This window comes from Azospirillum sp. UFLA03-27 (genome assembly GCF_059803775.1).
The window spans coordinates 1-26,038 of record NZ_JAUQTX010000077.1 but is presented as its reverse complement, the minus strand read 5'-3'; the positions used below and the strand labels follow the sequence as shown (position 1 = coordinate 26,038).

Here is a 26,038-nt window from a genome sequence, read left to right as displayed (position 1 = left end):
CGGTGCGGTGCTGTTCGCCGGCACGGTGGACGGCGCCCAGGCCCTGGTCATCAACAGCAAGGGCGCGACGCAGTTCACCGGCACGGTGGGCGGCACGACGGCTCTGGCCAGCCTGACCACCGACGCCGGCGGCACCAGCAGCCTGAAGTCGGTGACGACGACGGGCGCCCAGACCTACAACGACGCGGTGACGCTGAACGGCACCTACACGGGCGGCACGGTCACCGCCAACGCGGCGACCACGCTGGCCGGGGCGACGACGGTGAACGCCGGGACGGCCACCTTCAACGGCGCGGTGAACGGCGCCCAGGCGCTGACCATCGCCGGGACGGGCACGACGCAGTTCAACGCGGCGGTGGGCGGCACGACCGCGCTGGCCAGCCTGACCACCAATGCGGGCGCCACGGCCAGCTTCCTGAATGTCACCACCACGGGCGCCCAGACCCACGGCGCCGCCACGACGCTCAACGGCGCCTACAACTCGCTCAACAGCCCGATCACCTTCAACGGTGAAACGACGCTGGCCGGTACGACGCTGGTGGATGCAGGCTACGGCACGATCACCTTCAACGGGACGGTCAACGGCGCCCAGGCGCTGACGGCGATCTCGACCGGGGCGATGGTGTTCAACGCGGCGGTGGGCGGCACGACGGCGCTGGCCAGCCTGACCACCGGCACGGGCTACACCAGCCTCGTCAACGTGACCACGGCGGGCGCCCAGAGCTACGGCGGCGAGACCAGCCTGATGGGCACCTACGCCACCGGCAACGGCGCCTTCACCGTCGCCGGCCCGGTGACGCTGGCGGGGGCTGCCACGGTCAACGCCGGCAGCGGTGCGGTGACCTTCAACGGCACCGTGAACGGCGCCCAGGCGCTGACCGTCAACGGCAGCGGCGCCACGCAGTTCAACGCGGCGGTGGGCGGCACGACCGCGCTCGCCAGCCTGACCACCGACGCCGACGGCACCACCAGCCTGAAATCGGTGACGACCAGCGGCGCCCAGACCTACAACGACGCCACGACGCTCAACGGCGCCTACAGCTCGCTCAACAGCCCGATCACCTTCAACGGTGAAACGACGCTGGCCGGTACGACGCTGGTGGATGCAGGCTACGGCACGATCACCTTCAACGGGACGGTCAACGGCGCCCAGGCGCTGACGGCGATCTCAACCGGGGCGATGGTGTTCAACGCGGCGGTGGGCGGCACGACGGTGCTGGCCAGCCTGACCACCGGCACGGGCTACACCAGCCTCGTCAACGTGACCACGGCGGGCGCCCAGAACTACGGCGGCGAGACCAGCCTGATGGGCACCTACGCCACCGGCAACGGCGCCTTCACCGTCGCCGGCCCGGTGACCCTGGCCGGGGCTGCCACGGTCAATGCCGGCAGCGGTGCGGTGACCTTCAACGGCACCGTGAACGGCGCCCAGGCGCTGACCGTCAACGGCAGCGGCGCCACGCAGTTCAACGCGGCGGTGGGCGGCACGACCGCGCTCGCCAGCCTGACCACCGACGCCGACGGCACCACCAGCCTGAAATCAGTGACGACCAGCGACGCTCAGACCTACAACGACGCGGTCACCCTGGACGGCGCCTATCAGGCCGGCACGGTCTTCTCGGCGGCGAAGGCGGTGACGCTGGGCGGCGACAGCCGGATCAGCGGCACCGGCGGGATCGTCCTCGCCTCGACCGTGGACGGTGGGCGGGCGCTGACGCTGGCCAGCGGCAACGGCGACATCCTGCTCGGCGGTGCCGTCGGCGGCCCCAGCCGTCTTGGGGCGCTGGCGATCAACGGCGGCGGCACCACCACCGTCACCGGCGCGGTGAGGGCGGCCTCGCTGGCCACCGACGCCGCCGGGATCACCATCCTGAACGGCGGCAGCGTCGACACCACCGGTGCGCAGAGCTACGCCGACGCGGTGTCGCTTGGGGCCGACACCGTCCTGACCGGCACCCAGGTGTCGTTGTCGGGCGGCATCGATGCGGCGGAGACGGGCCGTCAGAGCCTGACCATTGCCGGCAACGCGGCGCTCGCCGGCTCCCTCGGCACCCGGCAGGCGCTGGCCGCGCTGACGGTCGGCGGCGAGACGCTGCTGACCGGCGCCACGGCGGTCACCAGCGGGGCGCAGACCTACGGTGGTGCGGTCCGTCTGGCCGGCACCCCGTCGGTCCTGACCGGCACCGGCGTCACCTTCGCCGGGACGCTGGACGGCGGGCAGGCCCTGACCGTCAGCAGCGGAACCGGTGACGCCGTCTTCGCCGGCACGGTCGGCGGGACGGAGCGGCTGGGCGCCCTGGCGGTGAACAGCGCCGGCCAGACCCGCTTCGCCCAGTCGGTCCGCGCGGCCTCGGTCGTCACCGACGCGGCGGGCACGCTGGCCCTCAACGGTGGTTCCATCGACACCACCGGCACCCAGACCTACGGGGAGCGGGCGGTGCTCGGGGCCGACACCCGTCTGACCGGCGGCACCGTCGTGCTGGCCGGCGGGCTGGACGCCGCCACCCGCGGCGGGCAGGGGCTGACCATCGCCGGCAACGCCGTCATCAACGGCGCGGTCGGCGGCACGCAGGCGCTGAGCCGCCTGTCGGTGACCGGCACCGCCGCCCTGAACGGCGGCGCGGTGACCACCGTGGCGGAGCAGAGCTTCGGCGGCGCGGTGACGCTGGGGACCGACACCGTCCTGACGGGCGGGACCGTCTCCCTGCTGAGCGGCGGCAACGCCGCCAGCGCCGGGGGACAGGGGCTGACGGTCGAGGGCGACGCCGTCCTGGCGGGAGTCTTCGGCGAAACCGGCGCCCTGCGGCAGATCGCCGTCAGCGGCGGCACCCGCCTGGATGGCGCGACCGTCACCACCACCGGGGCGCAGCGCTTCGGCGGCGCCCTGACGGTGGCCGCCAACAGCGTCCTGACCAGCAACGGTGGCGACCTCGTGTTCGGCGGGGCCGTCGACAGCGCCAACCGTTCCGCGCTGTCGCTGAACGGCGCGTCCATCCGGGCGGCGGGGGACATCGGCGCGTCGGGCCTGATGGGCGACGTCACGGTCCGCAGCTCGGGCGGCGTCTTCTACGACGGCGCGGTGACCGTACGCTCGCTGACCCAGACGGCGGGCGGCGAGAGCCGCTTCGCCAAGGCGCTGACCGCCACCGGAACGGACGGCCTCCGCGTGACCGGCGCCGGCTTTACCTTCGGCGCGGCGGTGAACAGCGCGGGCTCGCTGGCCGTCGTCACGACGGACGGGTCCGGCACGGTGACCTTCGGGCGTGATGCCACGGTTGTCACGGAGGGGGGCTTTACCCAATCCGGTGGATCGGGCATTGTTCTGCCGGCCAGCATTACGGCCAAGAACGGCCCGATCACGCTGGGCGCCGTGGCATCCCTTCCGGACGGCCAGGCGTCCATCGCGGCGGGCGGCCCCATCACCATGGCGGGGCTCCAGGGCAAGGCCACCACGCTGACCATGGCGTCCGACGGCGGGGCGCTGCTCATCGGACAGGAGGCCGGGACCGCCTTGCAGAAGATCGACGTGCTGAGCCTGACCGTTCCCAAGGCCGGTTCCGCCCGGATGTTCGGCACCGTGGCCGGCAAGACGGACGCGTTGGCCGCCAGCGCGATCGACAGCCCGCTGCGGGCCGCCCCGTACTTCATCAACAACACCCCCTGGGGTCCGACGCAGCAGGTCAGCCGGGTCGCCGCCACCGTGGTGGTGGTGGTCCCGGTTCCCAGCACCCCCGGCGTCACCAGCCTGTTTACCGGCGCGATGACCCACGCCGGCCTCACGCCGAACGCCCTGGCCGCCTACGCCGCGCCGCAGGTTCTGACCCTGGCCGGCACGACCCCGTCCCTGACCGGTGTGGGGGCGCAGCCGGAGGTTCTGTCCACGGGCGCCGGAACCACCCCGTCCACCACCCGTGCCGGCGCACAGCCGGAGGTCCTGACCACCGGTCCCGCACCGTCCGCCACCGGCAACCAGCAGACGGCGAAGGAGGAGGCGCGCTGAGGCGCGCCTTTCCCCCCGGCCGACTTTTACCCTTTGGATAGCGAACGATGACCGAACCGACCCTGCCCCTGTTCTACAAGAACCCCCGCCCGCTGGTGGCCGCCCGTGACGCCGATCTGTCGCTGCGCACCGAGCCGAACTTCGCCTTCGCAGCCGCCACCAACTCGGTGCCGCTGATGGCGGCGGAGTTCGCCGCGGCCTGCAAGCAGTTCCCGATCCTGTTCTCGGAAGGCCCAGTGGTCCAGCCGGTGGCGCTGCTCGGGCTGCGCTCGGGCGAGAACCTGTTCGTCGACGGGAACGGTGCGTGGGAGGAGGGGGCCTACATTCCCGCCTATGTCCGCCGCTACCCGTTCATTTTCCTGGAGAGCGAGGACAAGTCCCAGCTCACCCTGTGCATCGACGAGGCGGCGGACGCCGTCGTTCCGGGCCGCGACAACCCCTTCTTCGTCGACGGGCAGCCGTCCGCCCTGACCAACAACGCCCTGGAGTTCGTCAAGGAAGTGCAGGCCCAGAGCGCCTACACCACGCAGTTCGTCGAGGCGGTGACGGCCGCCGGCCTGATGTCGGAGAAGCGCGCCGACATCACCCTGAACAACGGCGAGCGGCTGAGCCTCGCCGGCTTCAACGTGATCGACGAGGCGGCCTTCAACCAGCTTCCAGCCGAGACGCTGGTGGAATGGCGTGACCGCGGCTGGCTGGGGCTGGTCTACGCCCACCTGATCTCGGTCAGCAGCTGGTCGGGTCTGGTCGACCGCCTTGCCCGCCGGGGCTGATCCGGTCCAGTCTGCCGGAAACGGAAAGGGCGGCGCCATGACGGCGCCGCCCTTTTTTCTTTCTGGATCGGCGGAAGGGCCGGCGCTTAGAAACCCTTTTCGATCTTGAAGACGTCCGGCTCGTTCGGCTTCTCGATGTAGGAGAGCTGGAGGGACGGCGGCAGGGCGGGGGTGTCGTCCGAGGGCTTCGGCGGGACCGCAAGGGTCAGCAGGCTCATGCGCCCCTGGCTGTCGGTGCCGCGGAAGACCACCACCTGCGATCCGTCGCCGACCGGCGCGTTGAGCAGCATGCCCTCCTGCCGGTAACCCTGTCCCACGAAATAATTGCGCAGCGCGTTGGCCGCGCCGACCAGGGCGTTGGGATCGATCTTCGGATTCACCGCGCCGCCCCACAGGATGTTCACCTGAAACAGCTTCTGCGTCGAATGGCCGAGGATGTAGGCGACGACCGCCGGGCCGGCGCCGGTCTGCAGGTCATCGACCTTCACGATCAGGCTGGTGGTCCGCTCCGTCGCGTTGGTCTCGCGGCGGATGTCCTTGCCGTCGATCTTGAAGTCCTTGGCGATGGCCTTCGCGACCTCGTCAGCGGTCATGCCGAAGCGCGCGGACCGGAAGCCGGTGACCTTGGCGGCGGGGGCCGCCTCGGGCGCGGCGTTGGGCGTGGCGACCGGGGCGGTCTGGGCGGCGGGAGCGGGGTTGCGATCGGTGGTTGCGGCGTGGGCCGCGCCTGACAGGGCTCCGGCCAGGGCAAGGGCGGCAAGAGTCAGCCCCAGGGCCGGTCGGTGAAACGGCATAATGGAAACTCCACAAGACATCGAAGCCATTCGGTCGGCGGATCAAGCCAATCGCCGCCGCCCGCCTCTCTTCCGGATGAGGCGACGCGACAATTGTCGTTGCTTCGAACGAGAGTTTAGCAAAATCCGACCCAGCTCTGGGGTGAATTATGATCGATCCCTCATGTCCTTTTTCCGACGCGGAACGCGCCGGCGAAGTTCTGGACTTTGTCCGACGACACGGAGAGCAGCGCCTTCGTGACCGCCGCCGGGCGCCGCGCCTGTGCGGACGCGATCTCCCCCACAAGGCGCTCCAGGGTCGGCGTCGCGCTGCGGTAGCGGATGCGAAGGTCCCCGTCCGTATGGATCAATCCAGCCTGTTGAAGATTCGCCAAGACTTCCCGGAGGATGAGCGTGCTGCTGCGCGATTCGCGAATGAGTTCGTCCGAATTCCATGCCTGACCCGGATCACGCCGTAAAATCAGGAGAATCTCCAGAGTCCACACTGTCTTGATCGAATGCTGAAGAAAGATCAGGGCATCGTCCGAAAGCACGCCGCCAGTCCATTGTCTGTTCCAGTTTCCTGCGGGTCCCGGCCATCCGGGAAGGCTCGACGATTTGAGCCGTACGTCGGGGCGGAGTGTGCACAGGATGCCCGCCCCCGTCCAGCCCCTCGCCCCTTTTTGCGGAAGCGAATCCGGCGCGATTCCAGACATCTTTCGGGGTAGAAGGGCGCTCACTGGGCTGGTCGGCGGTCCTTCTCTGGCCCAAACAGGCCATATGGGGTAATCCAATGGGAAAATCGCCCTGCGGCGCGCTTCGGGCATGCCGAAGCGTCGCAATCGTGACAACTTAGGCCGCAATTCCGATCGGCTATGGCCCGTGCATGACTGGTTTCGACACCCGCCCCGTCTTCTTCATCATCGGCGCGCTTCTCAGCGTCCTGGCCGTCGCGATGCTGCTGCCAATGACCGTCGATCTGGCGGCCGGCAATCCAGACTGGATGGTCTTCGCCATCGCCTGCGCCCTGACGCTGTTCTTCGGCGTCCAGTTCATGCTGGCCAACCGCATGGACAGGATCGCGCTGAACGTTCGCCAAGCTTTTTTGCTAACCGCCCTGTCCTGGGTGGTCATCTGCGCCTTCGCCGCCGTGCCCTTCATGGTGTCGCAGATCGACCTGACGGCGGCTGACGCCTATTTCGAGGCGATGTCGTCGCTGACCGCCACCGGGGCCACGGTGATCTCCGGGCTGGACGGGCTGGCGCCGGGGCTGCTGCTGTGGCGGTCGCTGCTGCAATGGCTGGGCGGCATCGGCATCATCGGCATGGCCATCGCCATCCTGCCCTTCCTCCAGGTCGGCGGCATGCAGCTCTTCCGCTCGGAATCCTCCGACCGGTCGGACAAGGTGACACCGCGGGCCAGCGACCTCGCCATCGCGGTGGGCTGGATCTACCTGTGCCTGACTGCGGTCTGCACGGTGATGCTCGCCTATGCCGGGATGTCCTGGTTCGACGCCGTCAACCACGCGATGACCGCCGTGTCCACCGGCGGCTTCTCCACCCGCGACGCGTCCATCGCCAGCTGGAACAGCCCGGCCATCGAGTGGGTCCTGGTGGTCTTCATGGTGTTGGGCGGCATGCCCTTCGTCCGTTTCATCAGCCTCGCCCAGGGGCGGGCGGCCAGCTTCTGGGCGGACACGCAGATCCGCTGGTACCTCGGCTTCCTCGCGGCGGTGTCCTTCGGCATGTCGATCTGGCTGACCCTGACGCGGGACGTGCCGTGGGACGATGCCATCCGCGTAACCACCTTCAACGTCGTCTCGGTGGTCACCACCACGGGTTATGCCTCCATCGACTATGAGCGGTGGGGGCCGTTGGCGTCGGTGGTCTTCTTCATCCTCACCTTCGTCGGCGGCTGCACCGGATCGACCTCGGGCGGGCTGAAGATCTTCCGGTTCGAGATCCTGTTCATCGTGCTGCGCGCGCTGCAACGCCGCCTCTACAGCCCCAACTTGGTGATTCCGCTCAACTACAACGGCAAGCCGGTCAGCGCCGAGGTGATGATCTCGGTGATGGGTTTCGGCTTCGTCTATCTGATGTCGGTGTTCGTGCTGGCCTTCGTCCTGGCCTTCCTCGGAGTGGACGTGGTGTCCGCGCTGTCGGGGGCGGCAACGGCGGTCAGCAACGTCGGCCCCGGCCTCGGCCCGACCATCGGACCCTCCGGGAATTTTGCCACATTGCCGGACGGAGCCAAATGGGCGCTGGCCGCCGGCATGCTGCTGGGGCGGCTTGAGTTCTTCACCATCCTGGTCGTGCTCAGTCCGTCCTTCTGGCGGCGGTGAGGGGGCCGGGGGGCTTCTCCTCCTGCTCCTGCGGGTCGCGGCTGGCCGCCGACACCAGATGGACCAGGGCGGCGCCGAGCGCGATCACCCCGACCGCCACCGACGCCCGCAGGAAGCGGGAGGCGTCGCCGTGCAGGGTGAAATGCCACCACAGCTCGTCGCTGAAGGCGATGTGCTTGTAGGAGAACAGGCCGAGCCAGAAGGCGCTGGCCAGCGCCACGCCGGTCGCAATGAACCAGCTCGGCGTCAGGGGGTTGCGCAGGATGTTGCCGCGGCGGTGGAACTCCTTGTGGGCCGGCAGCAGGGCCAGGAAGATCAGCCCCGGCACGATGGCCTCCGGCCAGTCGCCGCCCTTCAGCAGGGCGGAGGCGCAGCCGGTCGCCAGCAGCACCAGCGACAGCACCCAGGCGGCGTGCAAACGCCGCTGCACCGCGTGGGCCAGCAGGATCAGCAGCACCCCGGCGACACTGCCGGTGAAGTGCGACATCTCCACCAGCGGCAGCGCTGTGGCGTCGAAGGGGGCGGGCAGCGTCTCCTCCGGCGTGGCGCGGGAGAACAGCAGGAAGGCCCCGGTGATGAAGATGCAGGCGGCCAGCACCAGCGGGACCGCCGGGCTGACGGCGGCGGAGATTTCCCGCGACAGTCCGCCGATGCGACGCCGGGCCTGGAAGGCCTCCACGCCTCCGAACATCAGCCCGGCGATCACCAGCGGTGCCAGATAATAGATCAGCCGGAAGACAAGCAGCCCCGCCATCACGTCGTTGCCGGGCATGGCCGGGGTCAGGCTGACCAGGACGATGGCGTCGAACACGCCCAGCCCGCCCGGCACGTGGCTGATGATGCCGGCGACCAGCGCCAGCCCGAAAGCGACCAGAACGTCGGCGTAGCTCACCGCGTCGCTCGGCGGCAGGCAGAGATAGAGGACCAGCGCGGCCAGCGACAGGTCGCACAGCCCCAGCAGGAGCTGCCGAACCGCGATGGACGGGCGGGGGAAGGCGATGGCGTGCCCGAACACCCGCAGCGGCCGGCGCAGCCAGAAGCCGCCCACCGCGTAGGCCACCAGGATCGCCAGCGCCGCCAGCCCCAGCAGGACGGCGCTTCCCGGCGGGACGTGCAGGGCCTTCAAGGCCGTGGGGTCGATCAGCATGACCACCGGCATCACCGTCGCCAGCCCGAGCATGAAGGTGGTGACGACGAACAGCGTCACCTGGGCCACCTCCACCCCGCCCAGCCCATGCGGCGCGTAGAGGCGGTAGCGCACGGTCGCCCCGATGATGCTGGCGAAGCCCAGACTGTGGCTGAAGGCGTAGCTGGTGAAGGCGGTGAAGGCCACCCAGCGGTAGGGCAGGGGCCGCCGCAGGTGGCGCAGGGCCAGCAGATCGTAGAGCGTCAGCAACCAGTAGCTGACCGCCGCTGCCGCCGAGGCGGCAAGAAGCTGAACACCCGTGATGCGGTTCAGCGCCTGCCGGATGTCGGCGACGCTGTACTGTTCCAGCCAGCGGTTCAGGATGACCAGCGCCCCGGCCAGCAGGGCCAGGATCAGCACCCCCGTGCCGTAGCGCAGGAGCCGCTGGGTCCAAGTCGGGTGACTTTCGGTGTGGGCCATGGCTGACAGGATCGCTCCGGGCGCCTAGGATGACGGGACTTCGGACAAGAACAACACCGCGCAACGAAAAAGCGCATGGCCGGGCCGGGCTCATCGGGAGGCAACGGATGCATCTTGTGCTTTATCTCGCCACCGGCCTGTCGGGGACCAACACGCTGATCCTGCTGCTCGCCTATCTCTGGGACAGCTCGGTGACGCTGTTCGGCGGCGCCACGGGCTACGACCTGCGGCCGGACGGCGTGTCCTTTACCTTGTCGCTCTTCACCACGGTCTTGCTGGCCTGGTACGCGCTGGTCCTGCGGCGGCGCCTGCGGTCGGAACGCAAAGGCGGCGCCCGCCCGGAATAGCCGGTCGCCGGAAGCATGAGCGCAGCGCTTTTTTGGAAACTCCGGCCGGGTTGATCCGTTGTGTTGGCCAAGACGCCGCGCCTCGGATTCGGGTGCGCTGCCCGGACCCGGAGAAAAATCATGCACGGGATCAACAAAACGGTCTCCTTCACCGCAGGGGGGCTGATTCTCCTGTTCGTCCTTCTCGCTAGCGTCTTCACTGAATCCTTCGGAGCGCGCATTTCCGCCCTTCAGTCGGCCATCGTCGGCAACTTCGGCTGGTTCTACATTCTGTCCGTTGCGGGATTCCTTTTGTTCGCTTTTTGGTTGTTCTTCAGCCCTTACGGGTCGATCAAGCTCGGCAAGGACGATGACGAGCCGGAATTCAGCTATCTGACCTGGTTCGCCATGCTGTTCAGCGCCGGCATGGGCATCGGCCTGCTGTTCTACGGCGTGGCGGAGCCGGTGCTGCATTTCGCCAACCCGCGGGTCGGCGAGGCGGGAACGCCCGATGCGGCGCGGGAAGCGATGAATCTGGCCTTCCTGCATTGGGGGCTGCACGCCTGGGGCATCTACATCACGGTCGGCCTGTCGCTGGGTTACTTCGCCTACCGGCACGACCTGCCCCTGACCATCCGGTCGGCGCTCTATCCGCTGCTGGGCGACCGGCTGAGCGGCTGGCCCGGCCATCTGGTGGACATCGTGGCGATCGTCGGCACGCTGTTCGGCATCGCCACTTCGCTCGGGCTGGGGGTCATGCAGATCAACGCCGGGCTCGATTACCTCGGGCTGGTCAGCGTCGGGACGGTGCAGCAGATGGTGCTGATCGCCGTCATCACCGCGGTCGCCACCGCCTCGGCGGTCAGCGGCGTCGGGCGGGGCATCCGCCGGCTCAGCGAGCTGAACATGCTGGCGGGGTTGCTGCTCCTGCTGTTCGTCTTCCTGCTCGGCCCATCGGTGTTCCTGCTGTCCACGCTGGTGGAGAGCATCGGGCGTTACCTGTGGACCTTGCCCTACACCAGCTTCCGCACGCTGCCCTACACCGGGGCGGAGTGGCAGGCGAGCTGGACGATGTTCTACTGGGGCTGGTGGATTTCCTGGGCACCCTTCGTCGGGATGTTCATCGCGCGGGTGTCGCGCGGCCGCACCATCCGTGAATTCATCGGCGGCGTGCTGTTCGCCCCGGTGGCGCTGACTTTCGTCTGGTTCACCGTGTTCGGCGAGACGGCGATCCATATGGAGATGTTCGAAGGCGGCGGCATGGCGGCGGCGGTGCAGGAGAACGTGCCGACGGCCCTGTTCGTCATGCTGGACCGCCTGCCGCTCAGCGTGATCACCTCGGCCCTGGCGACGCTGATCGTCGTCACCTTCTTCGTCACCTCCGCCGATTCCGGCGCCCTGGTGATCGACATCATCGGGTCCGGCGGCAACCAGGACCCGCCCATCGCGACGCGCATCTTCTGGGCGGTGCTGTGCGGCGTGGTGGCGGCGGTGCTGCTTCTGGTCGGCGGGCTGCAGGCGCTCCAGACGGCGGCGGTGACGACGGCGCTGCCCTTCGCGGTGGTCATGGTGCTGATGTGCGTCGGGCTGGTGACCAGCCTGCGGGCGGAGCGCCGGGCGGGGTCGGACCGGCGGGTGGCGCGGGTGCCCACCACGTCGGAGGGCGGCGCACCGGTGCAGCCGGTCGGCGACGGCGACGGCGACTGGCGCCAGCAGCTGGCCGCCGTGATCGGGCGCAAGGCGGCCATCGCGGCGGCGGTCCCGCCCGGCGCCGCCGGGGCGCGGCGCGAGGTCGCCCGCTTCATCGCCGACACGGTCGAGCCGGCCTTCCGCGACATCGCGGCGGAGCTGGAACGGCTCGGCCGCCGGGCCGTCATCGAGGTCGGTCCCTTCAACGCCGGGCTGGCCGTCCTGCGCGACGGGGAGGAGGAGTTCAGCTACGACATCCGCGCGCGGGCCTACCACCCGCTGACCTTCGCCTTTCCCGATCTGAAGGCGGCTGACGAACAGTGGCAGATGCGCGTCGAGGTGATCCTGCGCGGCGGCCTGCACAAACAATTATCACCGGCGCTCGCCGGGCGGGAAGCAATCGTCCGCGACTTCGTGCAGGAGTATGGAAAATGGCGAGGGTGGTGAAAGAGCGCGGCCTCTCGCGGTAGCAGGAGAAGATTGCCTCGAATTATGCTAGAAAGCCGTCCGGTGCTTTCTTCGTGCCGAGGCGGCGGCGACCACCATGGGTCATCAGGCGGATCAGAACCAGACCGGGGTCGGCGTTCCCGGCGGGGAGGCGTGCGCGTCGGCGGGCCGCCCGGTGACGGCTTCGATGACCGTTGCCGAACTTCACCGGCTCGACGGGCTGTGGGCGCCGGTCTGGCTGCATGACGGTGACCGAGGGCGGATGGTCTGGGGCAACCGCGCCGCCCTGGAGCTGTGGAACGCCGCGTCGCTTACCGATTTTCAGGCCCGCGAGTTTGGCAGCCAGCCGGAGGGGGCGCCGCGGACCGAAGGGGAATCGGTGGCGGGGCGCTGGACCTTCTATCCCAAGGGGCGTCCGGTGACCGCCTGGGTGCGGCGCAGCGGCATGGCGCTGCCGGACGGGCGCCTGGGCATCCTGCACGAGGCGCAGCTCGCCGCTCCCTTGGCCGATCCGGACCATGGCGGCACCGACACCGAGGCGCTCGACCGCGAGCGCGCCATGCTGCAAAGCCTGATCGACTCGATGCCGGACATCGTCTTCTTCAAGGACGTGAACGGCACCTATCTCAAGGTCAACCGGGCGATGCTCGACTATGCGGGGCGGCCGCCGCTGGGGCTGACCGACCATCGGTTGTTCGACGCGGAGACCGCGGTACGGCGGCGGCGGACCGACCAGATCGCCATGCAGAAAGGCTTCTCCCGCAGCGAGGAATGGTTCGTCCACCCGGATGGGCGCCGCGTGCTGATGGAGACCGCCAAGGCCGTCTGCCTCGACCGCAGCGGCAAGATGCTGGGCGTCGTCGGCATCGCCCGCGACATCACCGAGCGGCGCCAGACGGAGAAGCAGCTTCTGCGGCAGCACGCCCTGTTGCAGGGGATCATCGACACCATCCCGGACGCCGTCTTCTTCAAGGACCGGGACGGCGTGCTGCGCAAGGCCAACCGCGCCTTCGCCTCCTGGACCGGGCGTCCCCTGGAGCAGTTGATCGGGCTGGACAGCCACGAAATATGGCCCCCGGACATGGCCGACGGAATCCGTGCGGGCGACGCCTCGGTCTATGCCGAGGACCAGCCGCGGCGCAACGAGGAGAGCATCCCGCTGCCCGATGGCGGGCGGATCTGGGTTGAAATCCTGAAGGCGCCGATTCGCGACGCCGGCAACGAGCTTCTCGGGCTGGTCGGCATCGGGCGGGACATCACGCTGCGCAAGGCCGCCGAGGAGGATCTGCGGCGGAGCGAGGCGGAGAAGGACCACCTCGCCAACCACGACGCCCTGACCGGCCTGCCCAACCGCCGCCTCCTCTTCGACCGTCTGGACGTGGCGCTGGCCCGGTCGCGGCGGTCCGGACGATCGTTGGCCCTGCTGTTCATCGATCTGGACGGCTTCAAGGCGGTCAACGATCGTATGGGCCACGACTGCGGGGACGAGGTGCTGCGCATCGCCGCGGCGCGAATCGCCGGCTGTCTGCGCCGCAGCGACACGGTGGCCCGCGTCGGCGGCGACGAGTTCACCATCGTGCTGGAGGATGTGGCCTCCGCCGCGGACGCCGGGGGCGTGGCCGCCAAGATCGTGGAGGCGGTGGCGCTGCCCATCCCGGTGCAGGGCAAGACCGCCGTGATCGGCGCCAGCGTCGGCATCGCCCTGTCCCCGGCCGACGGATCGGACGCCCGCAGTCTGCTTGTGGCCGCGGATGGCGCGATGTACCGGGCCAAGCAGGCCGGCCGTGGCACCCATATCTTCCACAAGGATATTCCCCGCAGGAATCCGGACTGACCGGGTGCGGAATCCGCTTGCGCAGTCAGAACAAAAGAAGAACAATACCCACCTGACCGGTTCTTGACGGGAGAGGATGGGATCATGTTCGTATGCGTCGATGGTGACCGCACCACCCGCCTGCGCCAGTGGGCCTGGCTCGACATCGGTGTCGGTATGGGCGGTGCCGGGACAGGTCCCGGCGAACGCCGCCTCGTCGGCTGGAGCCTTACGGACGAGGCGTGGCTGGTTTCCGAACCCATCGGCGTGGTCGCCACCAGCCCGCTGGGCCGTCCACCGGGCTGGGCGGTGACCGACAACCACCGCCGGTATCTGCTCGAACAGCCCGGCCTGCCCTACGGGGACGAGCCGCTGGCCGCCATCGACTGCCTGCGGGCGAACGGCAGCCTCGACCCGACGGCCCCCATCAGCATCGTGCCCTGGCGCCCTGGCAAGTCCACCGCCGAACGCATCTTCGAACGCCGGACGGCCTGATCGCGGCCTGATCGCGGAAAGACGCGCGGCTGCGTGACGGAACGGCCTTTTTCCCGTTGAAAGCCTTGGTTGAGGCGGGAAGGGGTCGTTCACCATGCAGCAGCGCTGGCCGCAGAGGCTGTGGATCGTCCGTCACGGGGAAAGCGCCGGGAACGTCGCGCGCGACGCCGCCTACGCCGCCGGGCTGGGCCGGATCGACATTACGGAGCGCGACGTGGACGTTCCGCTCAGCCGCCAGGGGGAGCAGCAGTCCGAAGCGCTGGCGCGCTGGTTCGCGGCGCTGCCGCCGGGCGAACGGCCCGACGTGGTTCTGACCTCCCCTTATCTGCGCGCCCGGCGCACGGCGGAGATCATCCACGCCGGGGGCGGCTTGCCGGTCGAACCCACTGAGTTCGTGGTGGACGAGCGGCTGCGCGAGAAGGAGTTCGGCATCCTCGATCGGCTGACCGGGCTGGGCATCGCGCAGGAGCACCCGGAGCAGGCGGAGTTCCGCCGCTTCCTCGGCAAGTTCTACTTCCGCCCGCCGGCCGGGGAGAGCTGGTGCGATGTGATCCTGCGGCTGCGCAGCGCGCTCGACACCATCAGCCTGCACCATGGCGGGCAGCGCGTGCTGGTGGTCAGCCATCAGGTCGTCGTGCTGTGCCTGCGCTACCTGTTGGAGGGCATGACGGAGGAGCAGATCCTCGCCATCGACCGCGAGGGCGACGTTGCGAATTGCGGGGTCACCGAATATGCCTTCGATCCCGCCCAGGGGCACAGCGGGCGGATGCAGCTTCGCCGTTACAACTTCGTTGCCCCGCTGGAGGTGGCCGGGGCGCCGCTGACCGCCGAACCCGACGCCAACGCGGCCGTCCGATGAGCGCTTTCCGATGAGCGATTTTCCGATGGACGACCCGATTCCGGTCACCCGCGACCTGCTGCGGTCCATGCCGCTTCCCCACCCCGGCGACGGCGCCGACAAGGACGGGCGGGGCCGGGTGCTGGTCATTGGCGGCAGCGTGGAGGTGCCGGGCGCCGTGCTGCTGGCCGGAACGGCGGCGCTGCGCGCCGGGGCGGGCAAGCTCCAGATGGCGACCTGCCGCAGCGTGGCCCCGCATCTCGGGCTCGCCGTGCCGGAGGCGCTGGTGCTCGGCCTGCATGAGACGGCGGAGGGCGGCATCGCCCCTGACTGCGTGGGCACGCTGTGCGAGCGGGCGGCCCGCTGCACCGCGGTGCTGATCGGTCCCGGCATGATGGACAAGCTTGCGGTCGCCGACCTGACCGGCGCGCTGATCGCCGGGCTGGACGGGGAGGGCGGCCCCGTTCTGGTCATCGACGCGGAGGCGCTGATGGGGCTGGACAACGCCAACGAAGCGCTGTGCCGCCGCGGCGGGCGGACGATCATCACGCCGCACGCCGGCGAGATGGCCGGCCTGTCCGGAGTCAGCCGGGAGGAAGTGGAGGCCGACCCGCCCGCCGCCGCCCGCCGCGTCGCGGACCTTCACAAGGTGATCGTCGTGCTGAAGGGCGCCTGCACCCACATCGCCACGCCGGACGGGCACATGTGGGCCTATGATGGCGGCAATGTCGGGCTTGCGACCTCGGGGTCGGGCGATACGCTGGCGGGCGTCATCGCTGGCTTGGCCGCACGGGGCGCCGACCCGGCCCAGGCGGCGATCTGGGGAGTCCATCTGCATGGCGAGGCCGGCAACCGTCTGGCCCGCCGCGGCCCGCTGGGCTTCCTGGCCCGCGAGCTGCTGGCCCAGGTGCCGGAGATCATGGCCGAACTGTCGGCCTGAGACCGCCGGTTTCAGAACACCAGCTTGGCGGCTTGGTAGAGGACGACCCAGGGAGCGGCGATCAGCCCGCCCCACAGGGCGATCAGCGGCAGGCCGCGCAGCTTCTTGGCCGGGACCGGAGCGGTGAGGGGGAGCGGGAAGGAAGCGGTCTCGGTGGTGCCGACAGCGGGATTGTACTGGGACATGATGACCTGCCGATCTGTGTGTAAGGGCAGGATGCACGCCGATCTCTTAACGACGATTAAAGTCGGGGGTAGCCGGCGTGCGGGATTACGGCGTACCGCCGCCGGGTAGCCAAGCGCGTTCGAGTGGGCAATTTCGGAGAGTTCCGGGCGTCTTGACAAAGATTGCCAATCGTCCCGAGATGTCCTTCGGAAGAAGGGCGTGGTCCATGCCAACCATGAACAGTGGCCCGCCCGAGGCGCTTCGCCGGCTTCATCGCGAAAAGGCGGTCGAGCGTGAAAAGCTGGGGAAGTTTCGGCGCGCCATCCTGGTGGGCGTCGACGACTGTAAAAACGGCCGCCTGGACGACCGCCCCATTGCCGACATCCTGAACGACATTGACGATTGACCGGCGATTTCCTGCCGCATCACGAGCGCTGCGAAGCGCCGGCTGTCGTCGTCCTGCGCCCTCTGCATGAAAAGAGGGAACCGGACCGCCGCATCCCGCAAGGATGAGGCCGGTCCGGTTCCCGGCGTTCACTCAGGTCACTTGGCCAGCGTCTTGTTGAGCCACAGGGCCAGCAACGTGCAGACCGCGCCCGACAGCAGGTAGGCGCCGGCCGAGAACAGGCCGTAGTTGGCGGACAGCACCAGCGCCACCAGCGGCGCGAAGCCCGCCCCGAACAGCCAGGCGAGGTCCGAGGTGATGGCCGCGCCAGTGTAGCGGTAGCGCTGGGTGAAGCCCGACGCGACCACGCCCGATGACTGGCCGAAGGACAGGCCCAGGATCACGAAGCCGACGATCATGAAGACCAGCTCGCCCAGCGGTCCGCCGTTCAGCAGCAGGGGCGCCACGCCGCTGAACACGGCGATGGCGGCGGCGCAGCTTCCCACCAGGGTGCGGCGGCCGATGCGGTCGGCGATCCAGCCGGAGGCGATGATGGCCCCCAGGCCGAAGAAGGCCCCGACCACCTCGATCAGCAGGAAGTCCGCCGGCGTGTCCTGCGTGTAGAGGAATATCCAGGACAGCGGGAAGACGGTGACCATGTGGAACAGCGCGAAGCTGGCCAGCGGGGCGAAGGCGCCCAGAACGACGCGCATCCCCTCGTTGCGCAGCATCTCGGTCACCGGGACCGGCTGAAGCTCGCGGCTTTCGAACAGGTGGGTGTATTCCGGCGTCACCACGATGCGCAGCCGCGCGAACAGCGCCACCACGTTGATGGCGAAGGCCACGAAGAACGGGTAGCGCCAGCCCCAGCTGAAGAAATCCTCCGCCGACAGGTTGCCGGCGAAGTAGGCGAAGAGGGCGCTCGCCACGATCAACCCGATCGGGGCGCCGAGCTGCGGAATCATTGCGTACCAGCCGCGGCGGCTCTCCGGCGCGTTCAGCGCCAGCAGCGAGGCGAGGCCGTCCCAGGCGCCGCCCAGCGCCAGACCCTGGCCGATGCGGGCCGCCGCCAGCAGCCAGATCGCCGCCGCGCCGATCTGCTCGTAACTCGGCAGGAAGGCGATGGCGACCGTCGAGGTGCCCAGCAGGAACAGGGAAAGGGTCAGCTTGGCGCCGCGCCCGTGGGCACGGTCGATCGCCATGAACAGCATGCTGCCCACCGGGCGGGCGACGAAGGCCAGCGCGAAAATCGCGAAGGACCACAACGTTCCGGTGAGCGGGTCAAGATAGGGAAAGACCAGCTTCGGGAAGACGATCACCGAAGCGATGGCGTAAACGAAAAAATCGAAGAATTCGGACGTCCGTCCGATGATGACGCCAATCGCGATTTCCCCGGGATTCACCCGGTGGTCGCGGGCATTGACCAGTCTTGCATCCCGTTCGGTCGCCGTGGTCGATGATCCCATGGTCCCCCCACCGTCTGGCAATTGCGTCAGAGGGAATTAAATAGGCACCGCAACGGCATTCTGCCACGCCCATGGACGCATTGCCTTGATGTGCGTCAATGGCTGCGCGGAATCGCGGCGCATTGGACAAATTGTCCAATGTCCGACCCGGCCCGTGGGGGTTAGCTCTTCGCCCAAATCCAAAGCGAACCCCTGCTGACAGGTCCTGCCTTGACCCGTTTCCGCGCCTTGGCCCTCCTGCCGCTGATGGCGGTTTTGAGTGGCTGCAACCTTGTGGTGATGAGCCCGTCCGGCGACGTGGCGAGCCAACAGGCCAACCTCATCACCATTTCCACCCTCCTGATGCTTCTCATCATCATTCCGGTGATGGTGCTGACGGTGCTGTTCGCGTGGCGCTACCGCCAGTCGAATAGCACGGCCGACTACGACCCGGACTGGGACCATTCGACGCAGTTGGAGCTGGTGATCTGGGCGGCCCCGCTGCTCATCATCATCTGCCTGGGCGCCCTCACCTGGATGGCGACCCACCTGCTCGACCCCTACCGCCCGCTCGACCGCATCGCCGCCGGGCGCCCGGTCCCGGCCGACACCAAGATGCTCGACGTCAACGTCGTGGCGCTCGACTGGAAGTGGCTGTTCATCTACCCGGAGTACGGCATCGCCACGGTGAACGAGGTGGCCGCCCCGGTGGACCGCCCGATCCGCTTCAACATCACCTCCTCGACGGTGATGAACTCCTTCTACATCCCGGCGCTGGCCGGGCAGATCTACGCCATGGCCGGCATGGAGACGAAGCTGCACGCCGTCATCAACGAGCCGGGCAGCTACAAGGGCTTCTCCGCCAACTACAGCGGCGCCGGCTTCTCGCACATGCGCTTCACCTTCCACGGTCTGGCCGCCGACGGCTTCGACAAGTGGGTGGCGGACATCAAGGCGGGCGGCGGCAAGCTCGACCGCGACGGCTACCTCCAGCTTGAGCGCCCCAGCGAGAACGAGCCGGTGCGCCGCTACGGCGCCGTCGACTCGGGCCTGTTCAAGGCCATCGTCGGGATGTGCGTCGAGCCGGGCAAGATGTGCATGCACGACATGATGGCCATCGACGCCAAGGGCGGCCTCGGCCTGGCCGGCATCGACAACGTGATGCCGCTGATGCACGACAAGCTGTCCCGCCGCGGCACCGCGGTTCTCGGCCCGGCGCCGGTCTATGTGGCGGGCATCTGCTCGACCGAGGAACTGACCGGCCGCGCCGTCGAGTCGTCGCTGGGCGTGCTGAACGCTCCCGCCGACGAGTCCCCGATTTCCGGCCCCATTTCCGGCGCGGGTCTGCCGCGCTCCTCCATCACGCCGATCTCCGCGCCCGCCCCTGCGTTCGGGCCGCGGCTGACGGCCAATCCCTGAGCGGCCAACCGCCATGATCGACACATCGACCGTCGCCACCCATCCGCTCTTCGGGCGTCTGACCCTGGAGTCCTTCCCCTATCACGAGCCCATCGTGGTCGCGACCTTCGTCGCGGTCGTGCTGGGCGGCATCGCGCTCGTCGCGGCGCTGAGCTATTTCCGGTTGTGGGGCTATCTCTGGAAAGAGTGGTTTACCACCGTCGACCACAAGCGCATCGGCATCATGTACATGGTGCTGGGCCTGGTCATGTTGCTGCGCGGCTTTGCCGACGCCATCATGATGCGCCTCCAGCAGGCCATGGCCTTTGGCGGCAGCGAGGGCTACCTCAACGCCCACCATTACGACCAGATCTTCACCGCCCACGGCGTCATCATGATCTTCTTCGTGGCGATGCCCTTCGTCACGGGCCTGATGAACTACGTGGTGCCGCTGCAGATCGGCGCCCGCGACGTGTCCTTCCCGTTCCTGAACAATTTCAGCTTCTGGATGACGGTGGGCGGTGCGGTGCTGATCATGGCCTCGCTGTTCGTCGGCGAGTTCGCGCGCACCGGCTGGCTGGCCTATCCGCCGCTGTCCAACATCGCCTACAGCCCTGAGACGGGTGTCGACTACTACATCTGGGCGTTGCAGATTGCCGGTGTCGGAACAACATTGTCCGGCATCAACCTGATCTGCACGATCGTCAAGATGCGGGCCCCCGGCATGACCATGATGAAGATGCCGGTCTTCACCTGGACGTCGCTCTGCACCAACGTGCTGATCGTCGCCTCCTTCCCGATCCTGACCGCCACGCTGGTCCTGCTGTCGCTGGACCGCTACGTCGGCACGAACTTCTTCACGAACGATCTCGGCGGCAGCCCGATGATGTACGTGAACCTGATCTGGATCTGGGGCCACCCGGAAGTCTACATCCTGATCCTGCCGGTCTTCGGCATCTTCTCCGAAGTCACCTCGACCTTCTCGGGCAAGAAGCTGTTCGGCTACACCTCCATGGTCTACGCGACGGTGGTCATCACGATCCTGTCCTACCTGGTGTGGCTGCACCACTTCTTCACCATGGGGTCGGGCGCCAGCGTGAACTCGTTCTTCGGCATCACGACGATGATCATCTCGATCCCGACGGGTGCGAAGATCTTCAACTGGCTGTTCACCATGTACCGCGGCCGCATCCGCTTCGAGCTGCCGATGATGTGGACCGTCGCCTTCATGCTGACCTTTGTGGTCGGCGGCATGACGGGCGTGCTGCTGGCTGTTCCGCCGGCGGACTTCGTCCTGCACAACAGCCTGTTCCTGATCGCCCACTTCCACAACGTCATCATCGGCGGCGTGCTGTTCGGCCTGTTCGCCGGCATCTACTACTGGTGGCCCAAGGCCTTCGGCTTCCGCCTCGATCCCTTCTGGGGCAAGGTGTCCTTCTGGTGCTGGGTGATCGGCTTCTGGGTCGCCTTCATGCCGCTCTACGTGCTCGGCCTGATGGGCGTCACCCGCCGCCTGCGCGTGTTCGAGGACCCGTCGCTCCAGATCTGGTTCCAGATCGCCGCCGTCGGCGCCGTTCTGATCGCCGCGGGCATCGGTGCCTTCCTCCTCCAGATCGCCGTCAGCGTCTGGAAGCGCCGTGAGCTGGTCGACCGCACGGGCGACCCGTGGGACGGCCGCACGCTGGAATGGGCGACCTCCTCGCCGCCGCCGGACTACAACTTCGCCTTCACCCCGATGATCCACGACAACGACGCGTGGTGGGACATGAAGAAGCGCGGCTACAAGCGTCCGCTCGGCGGCTACAAGGCGATCCACATGCCCAGCAACAGCGGCACCGGCGTGATCCTGGCCGGGATCAGCGTGGTCCTCGGCTTCGCCCTGGTCTGGTACATCTGGTGGCTGGCGGCGGTGAGCTTCGTCGCCCTGCTGGCGGCGGCCATCCACCACACCTTCAACTATCACCGTGACTTCCACATCCCCGCGGACGTGGTGGTGCGGACCGAGAACGAGCGGACCCGTCTCCTCTCCGGGCAGGTGTAAAGCATGAGCACGACCCTGACAGCCGAGCGGCCCCGCAGCCAGGCTCCGGTGTTCCACGTTGTGGACGAGCACGCGCACCCCGAAGGCTCCAGCACCATGCTGGGCTTCTGGATCTACCTGATGAGCGACTGCCTCATCTTCGCGGTGCTGTTCGCGACCTACGGCGTTCTCGGCGCCAACTACGCCGCCGGGCCTGCGCCCAAGGACCTGTTCGACCTGCCGCTGGTGGCGCTGAACACCGCCATGCTGCTGTTCTCCTCCATCACCTATGGCTTCGCCATGCTGGCGATGGAGAAGGGGCGGGTGTCGCAGACCCAGCTGTGGCTGGCGGTGACCGGCCTGTTCGGCGCCGCCTTCCTGGCCATCGAGCTCTACGAGTTCGCCCACCTGATCCACATCGGGGCGACCCCGCAGCGCAGCGCCTTCCTGTCGTCCTTCTTCACGCTGGTCGGCACCCACGGCCTGCACGTCACTTTCGGCCTCGTCTGGCTGGTGACGCTGATGGTCCAGGTCAACAAGCGTGGCCTGATCCCGGCCAACCGCCGGCGCCTGATGTGCCTCAGCCTGTTCTGGCACTTCCTGGACGTCATCTGGATCGGCGTCTTCACCTTCGTCTATCTGATGGGAATGCTGCGATGAGTTCTCACGCCGAACATCATTCCGGGCATCATGGGGCCGGGCATCACGACCACGGCCACGGGGACGACGGGCACGCCCACGGGACGCTCGGCAGCTACGTGATCGGCTTCGTCCTGTCGGTGATCCTGACGGTCATTCCCTTCTGGCTGGTCATGGACGGGACGATCCTGGACAAGAACATGACCGCGATGGCGATCATGGCGCTCGCCGCCGTCCAGGTCGTCGTCCACATGATCTTCTTCCTGCACATGAACGGACGTGCGGAAGGCGGGTGGACCATGCTGTCGCTGATCTTCACGATCATCGTCGTGGTCATCATGCTGGCCGGTTCGCTGTGGGTGATGTACCACCTGAACACCAACATGATGCCGATCCACGACCCGAGCCAATTGCCGTGACCGGCACGGCGACCCACCGTCCGCGCCGGGGGCTGATCCTTCTCGGCGTCCTGGCGCTGGCGGGAGTCGCCGTCTTCACGTCGCTCGGCGTCTGGCAGGTCGAGCGGCTGTTCTGGAAGCTGGACCTGATCCAGCGGGTGGAGGAGCGGGTGCAGGCCGCCCCCGTTCTCGCCCCCGGCCTGGAGGATTGGCCCGCCGTCACGGCGGCCAGCCAGGAATACCGGCGGGTCAGCGTCACCGGGCGTTTCCTCAACGACAAGGAAACTCTGGTCCAGGCGGTGACCGAGCGGGGCGGCGGCTTCTGGGTACTGACCCCCTTGCGCACCGACCGGGGCTTCACCGTTCTGATCAACCGGGGCTTCGTACCGCCCGAGCGGCGCAGCACCGACAGCCGCCCCGACGGGCTGATCGATACGGACACCACGGTCACCGGCCTGCTGCGGGTAACCGAGCCGGGGGGCGGTTTCCTGCGCACCAACGATCCCGCGCAGGACCGCTGGTACTCGCGCGACGTGGCGGCCATCGCGGCGGCCCGCGGCGTGACGGAGGCGGCCCCCTATTTCATCGACGCCGAGGCCAGCCCGCCGGGCGGTTCTCCGGTCGGCGGGCTGACCGTGTTGAAGTTCAGAAACAACCACCTCGTGTATGCGCTGACGTGGTTCGCCCTGGCCCTCATGCTGATCGCCGCATCGCTCTATGTTGCGCGCAGTGAACGGCGCCGCCGGGGTTGAAGAAGTAATCTCTTTTTCTTCATGGTCTTTCGCCGGATGGAATGAGGCCCCTTGTGGACTCTTCTGTCCGGCTTTTTTTGTGCTATCAAAATAGCCCGGAGTACGCGGCAAGGCTGCCAAGCCGGGGTATCGTGCCCATATAACAGGGGACCGAAGGAAGCCGGCGAAGGGCCAGACGTTTTCCGTGCGCGACACCACCGACAAGAAGAACCTGTTCCTGCTGGTGCAGTTGCGCTGGCTTGCCGTCGCCGGGCAGGTGGTGACGATTCTGATCGTGCACTACCAGATGGGCATCACCCTGCCGCTCGACCAAATGGGCGCGGTGATCCTGTTCCTGGTCGCGCTGAACATCGCCAGCGTCCTGCATCTGCGCCGCCAGACCTCGGTGTCGAACACCCAGCTTTTCCTGGAGCTGCTGATCGACGTGTCTGCGCTCACGGTGCAGCTCTACCTCAGCGGCGGCGCGTCCAACCCCTTCATCTCGCTCTACCTTCTGCAGATCACATTGGGGGCGGTGCTGCTGGAGGCTTGGTCGGCCTGGGCGCTGGTGCTGGTCGCCACGGCCTGCTTCACGCTGCTGATCGGCGCCTACCGTCCGCTGGCCCTGCCGCCGGGGCTGGAGGGGCTTCTGCTGGGGCTGCACATCCAGGGCATGTTCCTGTGCTTCGTGCTGACGGCCAGCCTGATCGTTCCCTTCATCACCCAGATCACCCGCAACCTGCGCGCCCGCGACGCCCATCTGGCGGACCTGCGCCAGCGCTCCATGGAGGAGGACCACATCGTGCGCCTCGGCCTGCTCGCCTCCGGCGCCGCGCATGAGCTGGGGACGCCGCTCGCCACGCTGTCGGTGATCGTGAACGACTGGCGGCGGATGCCGGTGGTCAAGGGCGATCCCGACATGGCCGAGGACATCGCCGAGATGCAGAACCAGATCAACCGCTGCAAGGCCATCGTGTCGGGCATCCTCCTGTCCTCCGGCGAGGCGCGGGGGGAGGGGACGCTGCGCACCACCGTGACCGCCTTCCTGGACGATCTGGTGGCGGAGTGGAAGGACAGCCGGTCGCCGGCCTGCGTCGATTACGACAACAGCGTCCGCTCGCGGGAGGGGATCATCTCCGACCTCGCGCTGAAGCAGGTGATCTTCAACGTGCTGGACAACGCGCTGGAGGTGTCTCCTGGCTGGGTCGGCATCGCCGCCGGGCGGCAGGGGGACAGCCTCGTCCTGACCGTCAACGACGCCGGCCCCGGCTTCGAGGAGCGGATGCTGGCGGAATTTGGCAAACCCTACCGGTCGAGCAAGGGGCGGCCCGGCGGCGGGCTGGGCCTCTTCCTGGTGGTCAACGTGGTGCGCAAGCTGGGCGGCTCGGTCGCCGCGCGCAACCGCCCCGGTGGCGGCGCTTCCGTCACCATGACCCTGCCGCTCGCCGCCCTGTCCGCGGGAGAGAGCCATGGAGACTGACCGTTCCCTCGTGCTGGTGGAGGACGATGCCGCCTTCGCCAAGGTCCTGCGCCGCTCCTTCGAGCGCCGGGGCTATCAGGTCTACTGGTGCGACAGCCTGGACGGGCTGCGGGCTCTGCTGGAGACGCTGCCCTTCGCCTACGCGGTGGTGGACCTGAAGCTGGGCAACGGCTCCGGCCTGGAATGCGTGCGGGAACTGCATGCCACCGACCCCGAGACGCGGATCGTCGTCCTGACCGGCTTCGCCAGCATCGCCACGGCGGTCGAGGCGATCAAGCTGGGAGCCTGCCATTATCTCGCCAAGCCCTCCAACACCGACGACATCGAGGCGGCCTTCGAGCGCACGGAGGGCGATCCCTCCATCGCCCTGGGCGCGCGGGCGACCTCGCTCAAGACGCTGGAGTGGGAGCGCATCCACGAAACCCTGGCGGAAACCGGCTTCAACATCTCCGAAACCGCCCGCCGCCTGGGCATGCACCGGCGCACCCTGGCCCGCAAGCTGGAGAAGAAGCAGGTGCCCTGAACGGGCGTTCCCCTGTCCAGTCGGTCAAAGGATGCGCATGGCCGCTGGACAATGGCCGCCACTCCGCCCATTTTTCACGGCCTGTTACAGTCGTGTGTCATACGCAGCAGCAAGGAGCAGTGTGAAGTGTCTCTTTCCACGTCGAGCAGCAGCCCCTCCGATCCGCGGACCGAGGCCCGCCGTCTTTTGACGGACGCCATCTCCACGTACCTCCAGTCGTGCAAGGATCTGGCTGCTGCGACCGAACGCGCGACCGAGACGAGCGGCAGCATCGACACCCAGGCCCGCCGCAAGGCTTACCAGACGCTGACCGAACTGGGCGATCAGGTCCGTCTCGCGCAGCGCCGCCTCGTCACCGCGGCCAAGCAGGCCCGCCGGGTCATGCCGGTGGCCGAGATCGAGGAGGTCGCCAAGAAGCTGGACAAGCGTGACACCACGGAAAGTGCCGCCGTGCTGGTCAAGGCCGCCCTGGTCAATTGACCTCTGTTGGGGGATGGCTCGCCTGTTCGGCATAGACGAATCCGCCGGATTGGCGGGAATCGCCGACTTTTTGCGGGTCACAGCGTCGCGCCCGGTCGATTCCGGGCGGGAGCATCTTGCGCGCCGTCGCCCGGCAGGGTAGGTCAGAGGCGCCTGGAGCTCCGGAACATGCTGGGGTTCCGCCACGAACAAGGGGAATTTGGGAATGACGAAGGCCGATCTCATCGACGCGATCGCCGGCAAGCTGGGCGGCACGAAGGCCGACGCCGGCAAGGCGCTGGACGCGGTTCTGGAGAGCCTGCAGGACGCGCTGGTCAAGGGGGAGACGGTCAA

General features: G+C 68.1%; 24 protein-coding genes. 19 read left to right on the top strand and 5 right to left on the bottom strand.

The features are described from left to right. The coding region (locus tag Q4I23_RS13910) for a beta strand repeat-containing protein (protein ID WP_498526591.1) at nucleotides 1–4,000 on the top strand (4,000 nt) is incomplete at its 5' end. Nucleotides 4,001–4,047: 47 nt separating this feature from the next. Then, nucleotides 4,048–4,773 carry a SapC family protein gene (locus tag Q4I23_RS13905; protein ID WP_237907388.1) on the top strand — a complete coding sequence of 242 codons (726 nt, stop codon included), beginning with the start codon at nucleotides 4,048–4,050 and terminating at the stop codon, nucleotides 4,771–4,773. An 86-nt stretch (nucleotides 4,774–4,859) separates the two neighbouring features. On the opposite strand, the gene Q4I23_RS13900 is transcribed toward Q4I23_RS13905, so the two are convergent. Beyond that, entirely contained in the window at nucleotides 4,860–5,567 is a 708-nt protein-coding gene (locus Q4I23_RS13900) for a hypothetical protein (protein WP_454016195.1), read from the bottom strand. Between the two features lie 161 nt (nucleotides 5,568–5,728). Further along, nucleotides 5,729–6,100, bottom strand: a complete 372-nt coding sequence (locus tag Q4I23_RS13895; protein WP_237907386.1) for a hypothetical protein — start codon at nucleotides 6,098–6,100, stop codon at nucleotides 5,729–5,731. Nucleotides 6,101–6,432: 332 nt separating this feature from the next. Here Q4I23_RS13895 and Q4I23_RS13890 point away from each other — a divergent pair, with 332 nt between their 5' ends. Then, complete coding sequence (locus tag Q4I23_RS13890; RefSeq protein ID WP_498526590.1) at nucleotides 6,433–7,887, top strand: TrkH family potassium uptake protein; 1,455 nt, start codon at nucleotides 6,433–6,435, stop codon at nucleotides 7,885–7,887. On the opposite strand, the gene Q4I23_RS13885 is transcribed toward Q4I23_RS13890, so the two are convergent. After that, nucleotides 7,862–9,493, bottom strand: a complete 1,632-nt coding sequence (locus tag Q4I23_RS13885; protein WP_498526589.1) for a lysylphosphatidylglycerol synthase domain-containing protein — start codon at nucleotides 9,491–9,493, stop codon at nucleotides 7,862–7,864. The genes Q4I23_RS13890 and Q4I23_RS13885 overlap by 26 nt on opposite strands. Before the next feature lie 107 nt (nucleotides 9,494–9,600). Between Q4I23_RS13885 and Q4I23_RS13880 the strand changes: the two genes are divergently transcribed. The 6 genes from Q4I23_RS13880 (at nucleotide 9,601) to Q4I23_RS13855 (ending at nucleotide 16,041) form a co-directional block, all read left to right on the top strand. After that, the gene (locus Q4I23_RS13880) at nucleotides 9,601–9,840 is read left to right on the top strand and encodes a hypothetical protein (RefSeq protein ID WP_040136107.1); all 240 of its coding nucleotides are present in this window, start codon (nucleotides 9,601–9,603) and stop codon (nucleotides 9,838–9,840) included. Nucleotides 9,841–9,960: 120 nt separating this feature from the next. Continuing rightward, nucleotides 9,961–11,955: a BCCT family transporter gene (locus Q4I23_RS13875; protein ID WP_498526588.1), complete on the top strand. Its 1,995-nt coding sequence runs from the start codon at nucleotides 9,961–9,963 to the stop codon at nucleotides 11,953–11,955. A gap of 97 nt (nucleotides 11,956–12,052) precedes the next feature. Next, nucleotides 12,053–13,789, top strand: coding sequence for a diguanylate cyclase domain-containing protein (locus tag Q4I23_RS13870; protein ID WP_498526587.1), 1,737 nt, complete (start codon nucleotides 12,053–12,055; stop codon nucleotides 13,787–13,789). Between the two features lie 84 nt (nucleotides 13,790–13,873). After that, nucleotides 13,874–14,263: a hypothetical protein gene (locus tag Q4I23_RS13865; protein ID WP_454016189.1), complete on the top strand. Its 390-nt coding sequence runs from the start codon at nucleotides 13,874–13,876 to the stop codon at nucleotides 14,261–14,263. Nucleotides 14,264–14,357: 94 nt separating this feature from the next. Then, complete coding sequence (locus Q4I23_RS13860; RefSeq protein ID WP_454016188.1) at nucleotides 14,358–15,122, top strand: histidine phosphatase family protein; 765 nt, start codon at nucleotides 14,358–14,360, stop codon at nucleotides 15,120–15,122. A 10-nt stretch (nucleotides 15,123–15,132) separates the two neighbouring features. Further along, nucleotides 15,133–16,041 (top strand): NAD(P)H-hydrate dehydratase, encoded by a 909-nt coding sequence (locus tag Q4I23_RS13855; protein WP_454016187.1) that lies wholly within the window; start codon nucleotides 15,133–15,135, stop codon nucleotides 16,039–16,041. Between the two features lie 11 nt (nucleotides 16,042–16,052). On the opposite strand, the gene Q4I23_RS13850 is transcribed toward Q4I23_RS13855, so the two are convergent. Continuing rightward, on the bottom strand, nucleotides 16,053–16,226 hold the full coding sequence (locus Q4I23_RS13850) for a hypothetical protein (protein WP_454016186.1): 174 nt from the start codon (nucleotides 16,224–16,226) through the stop codon (nucleotides 16,053–16,055). Between the two features lie 206 nt (nucleotides 16,227–16,432). On the opposite strand from Q4I23_RS13850, the gene Q4I23_RS13845 reads away from it, so the two are divergent. Next, on the top strand, nucleotides 16,433–16,612 hold the full coding sequence (locus tag Q4I23_RS13845) for a hypothetical protein (RefSeq protein ID WP_454016185.1): 180 nt from the start codon (nucleotides 16,433–16,435) through the stop codon (nucleotides 16,610–16,612). A 137-nt stretch (nucleotides 16,613–16,749) separates the two neighbouring features. Here the strand turns inward: Q4I23_RS13845 and Q4I23_RS13840 are convergent, their stop codons facing one another. Next, nucleotides 16,750–18,057: an MFS transporter gene (locus Q4I23_RS13840; RefSeq protein ID WP_454016184.1), complete on the bottom strand. Its 1,308-nt coding sequence runs from the start codon at nucleotides 18,055–18,057 to the stop codon at nucleotides 16,750–16,752. 210 nt (nucleotides 18,058–18,267) lie between these two features. Here Q4I23_RS13840 and cyoA point away from each other — a divergent pair, with 210 nt between their 5' ends. From cyoA to Q4I23_RS13795, 9 genes are all read left to right on the top strand, one after another. Continuing rightward, entirely contained in the window at nucleotides 18,268–19,455 is a 1,188-nt protein-coding gene (gene cyoA / locus Q4I23_RS13835; RefSeq protein WP_498526586.1) for a ubiquinol oxidase subunit II, read from the top strand. A 13-nt stretch (nucleotides 19,456–19,468) separates the two neighbouring features. Beyond that, nucleotides 19,469–21,475 carry a cytochrome o ubiquinol oxidase subunit I gene (gene cyoB / locus Q4I23_RS13830; RefSeq protein WP_174438401.1) on the top strand — a complete coding sequence of 669 codons (2,007 nt, stop codon included), beginning with the start codon at nucleotides 19,469–19,471 and terminating at the stop codon, nucleotides 21,473–21,475. A gap of 3 nt (nucleotides 21,476–21,478) precedes the next feature. Then, a complete protein-coding gene (gene cyoC / locus Q4I23_RS13825) occupies nucleotides 21,479–22,114 on the top strand; it encodes a cytochrome o ubiquinol oxidase subunit III (RefSeq protein WP_035679814.1) in 636 nt (211 codons plus the stop codon). Continuing rightward, the gene (gene cyoD / locus Q4I23_RS13820) at nucleotides 22,111–22,512 is read left to right on the top strand and encodes a cytochrome o ubiquinol oxidase subunit IV (RefSeq protein ID WP_454016182.1); all 402 of its coding nucleotides are present in this window, start codon (nucleotides 22,111–22,113) and stop codon (nucleotides 22,510–22,512) included. Before cyoC ends, cyoD begins: the two co-directional genes overlap by 4 nt. After that, nucleotides 22,509–23,243, top strand: coding sequence for an SURF1 family protein (locus Q4I23_RS13815; RefSeq protein ID WP_454016181.1), 735 nt, complete (start codon nucleotides 22,509–22,511; stop codon nucleotides 23,241–23,243). Before cyoD ends, Q4I23_RS13815 begins: the two co-directional genes overlap by 4 nt. A 184-nt stretch (nucleotides 23,244–23,427) precedes the next feature. Further along, entirely contained in the window at nucleotides 23,428–24,702 is a 1,275-nt protein-coding gene (locus Q4I23_RS13810; RefSeq protein WP_454016180.1) for an ATP-binding protein, read from the top strand. Beyond that, entirely contained in the window at nucleotides 24,692–25,225 is a 534-nt protein-coding gene (locus tag Q4I23_RS13805) for a response regulator transcription factor (RefSeq protein ID WP_498526585.1), read from the top strand. The genes Q4I23_RS13810 and Q4I23_RS13805 overlap by 11 nt, the downstream gene beginning before the upstream one ends. Nucleotides 25,226–25,351: 126 nt before the next feature. Further along, entirely contained in the window at nucleotides 25,352–25,705 is a 354-nt protein-coding gene (locus Q4I23_RS13800) for a hypothetical protein (protein WP_014241891.1), read from the top strand. A 205-nt stretch (nucleotides 25,706–25,910) separates the two neighbouring features. Continuing rightward, nucleotides 25,911–26,038, top strand: a 128-nt coding sequence (locus tag Q4I23_RS13795; RefSeq protein WP_498526592.1) for an HU family DNA-binding protein, incomplete at its 3' end; no start/stop codon positions are given.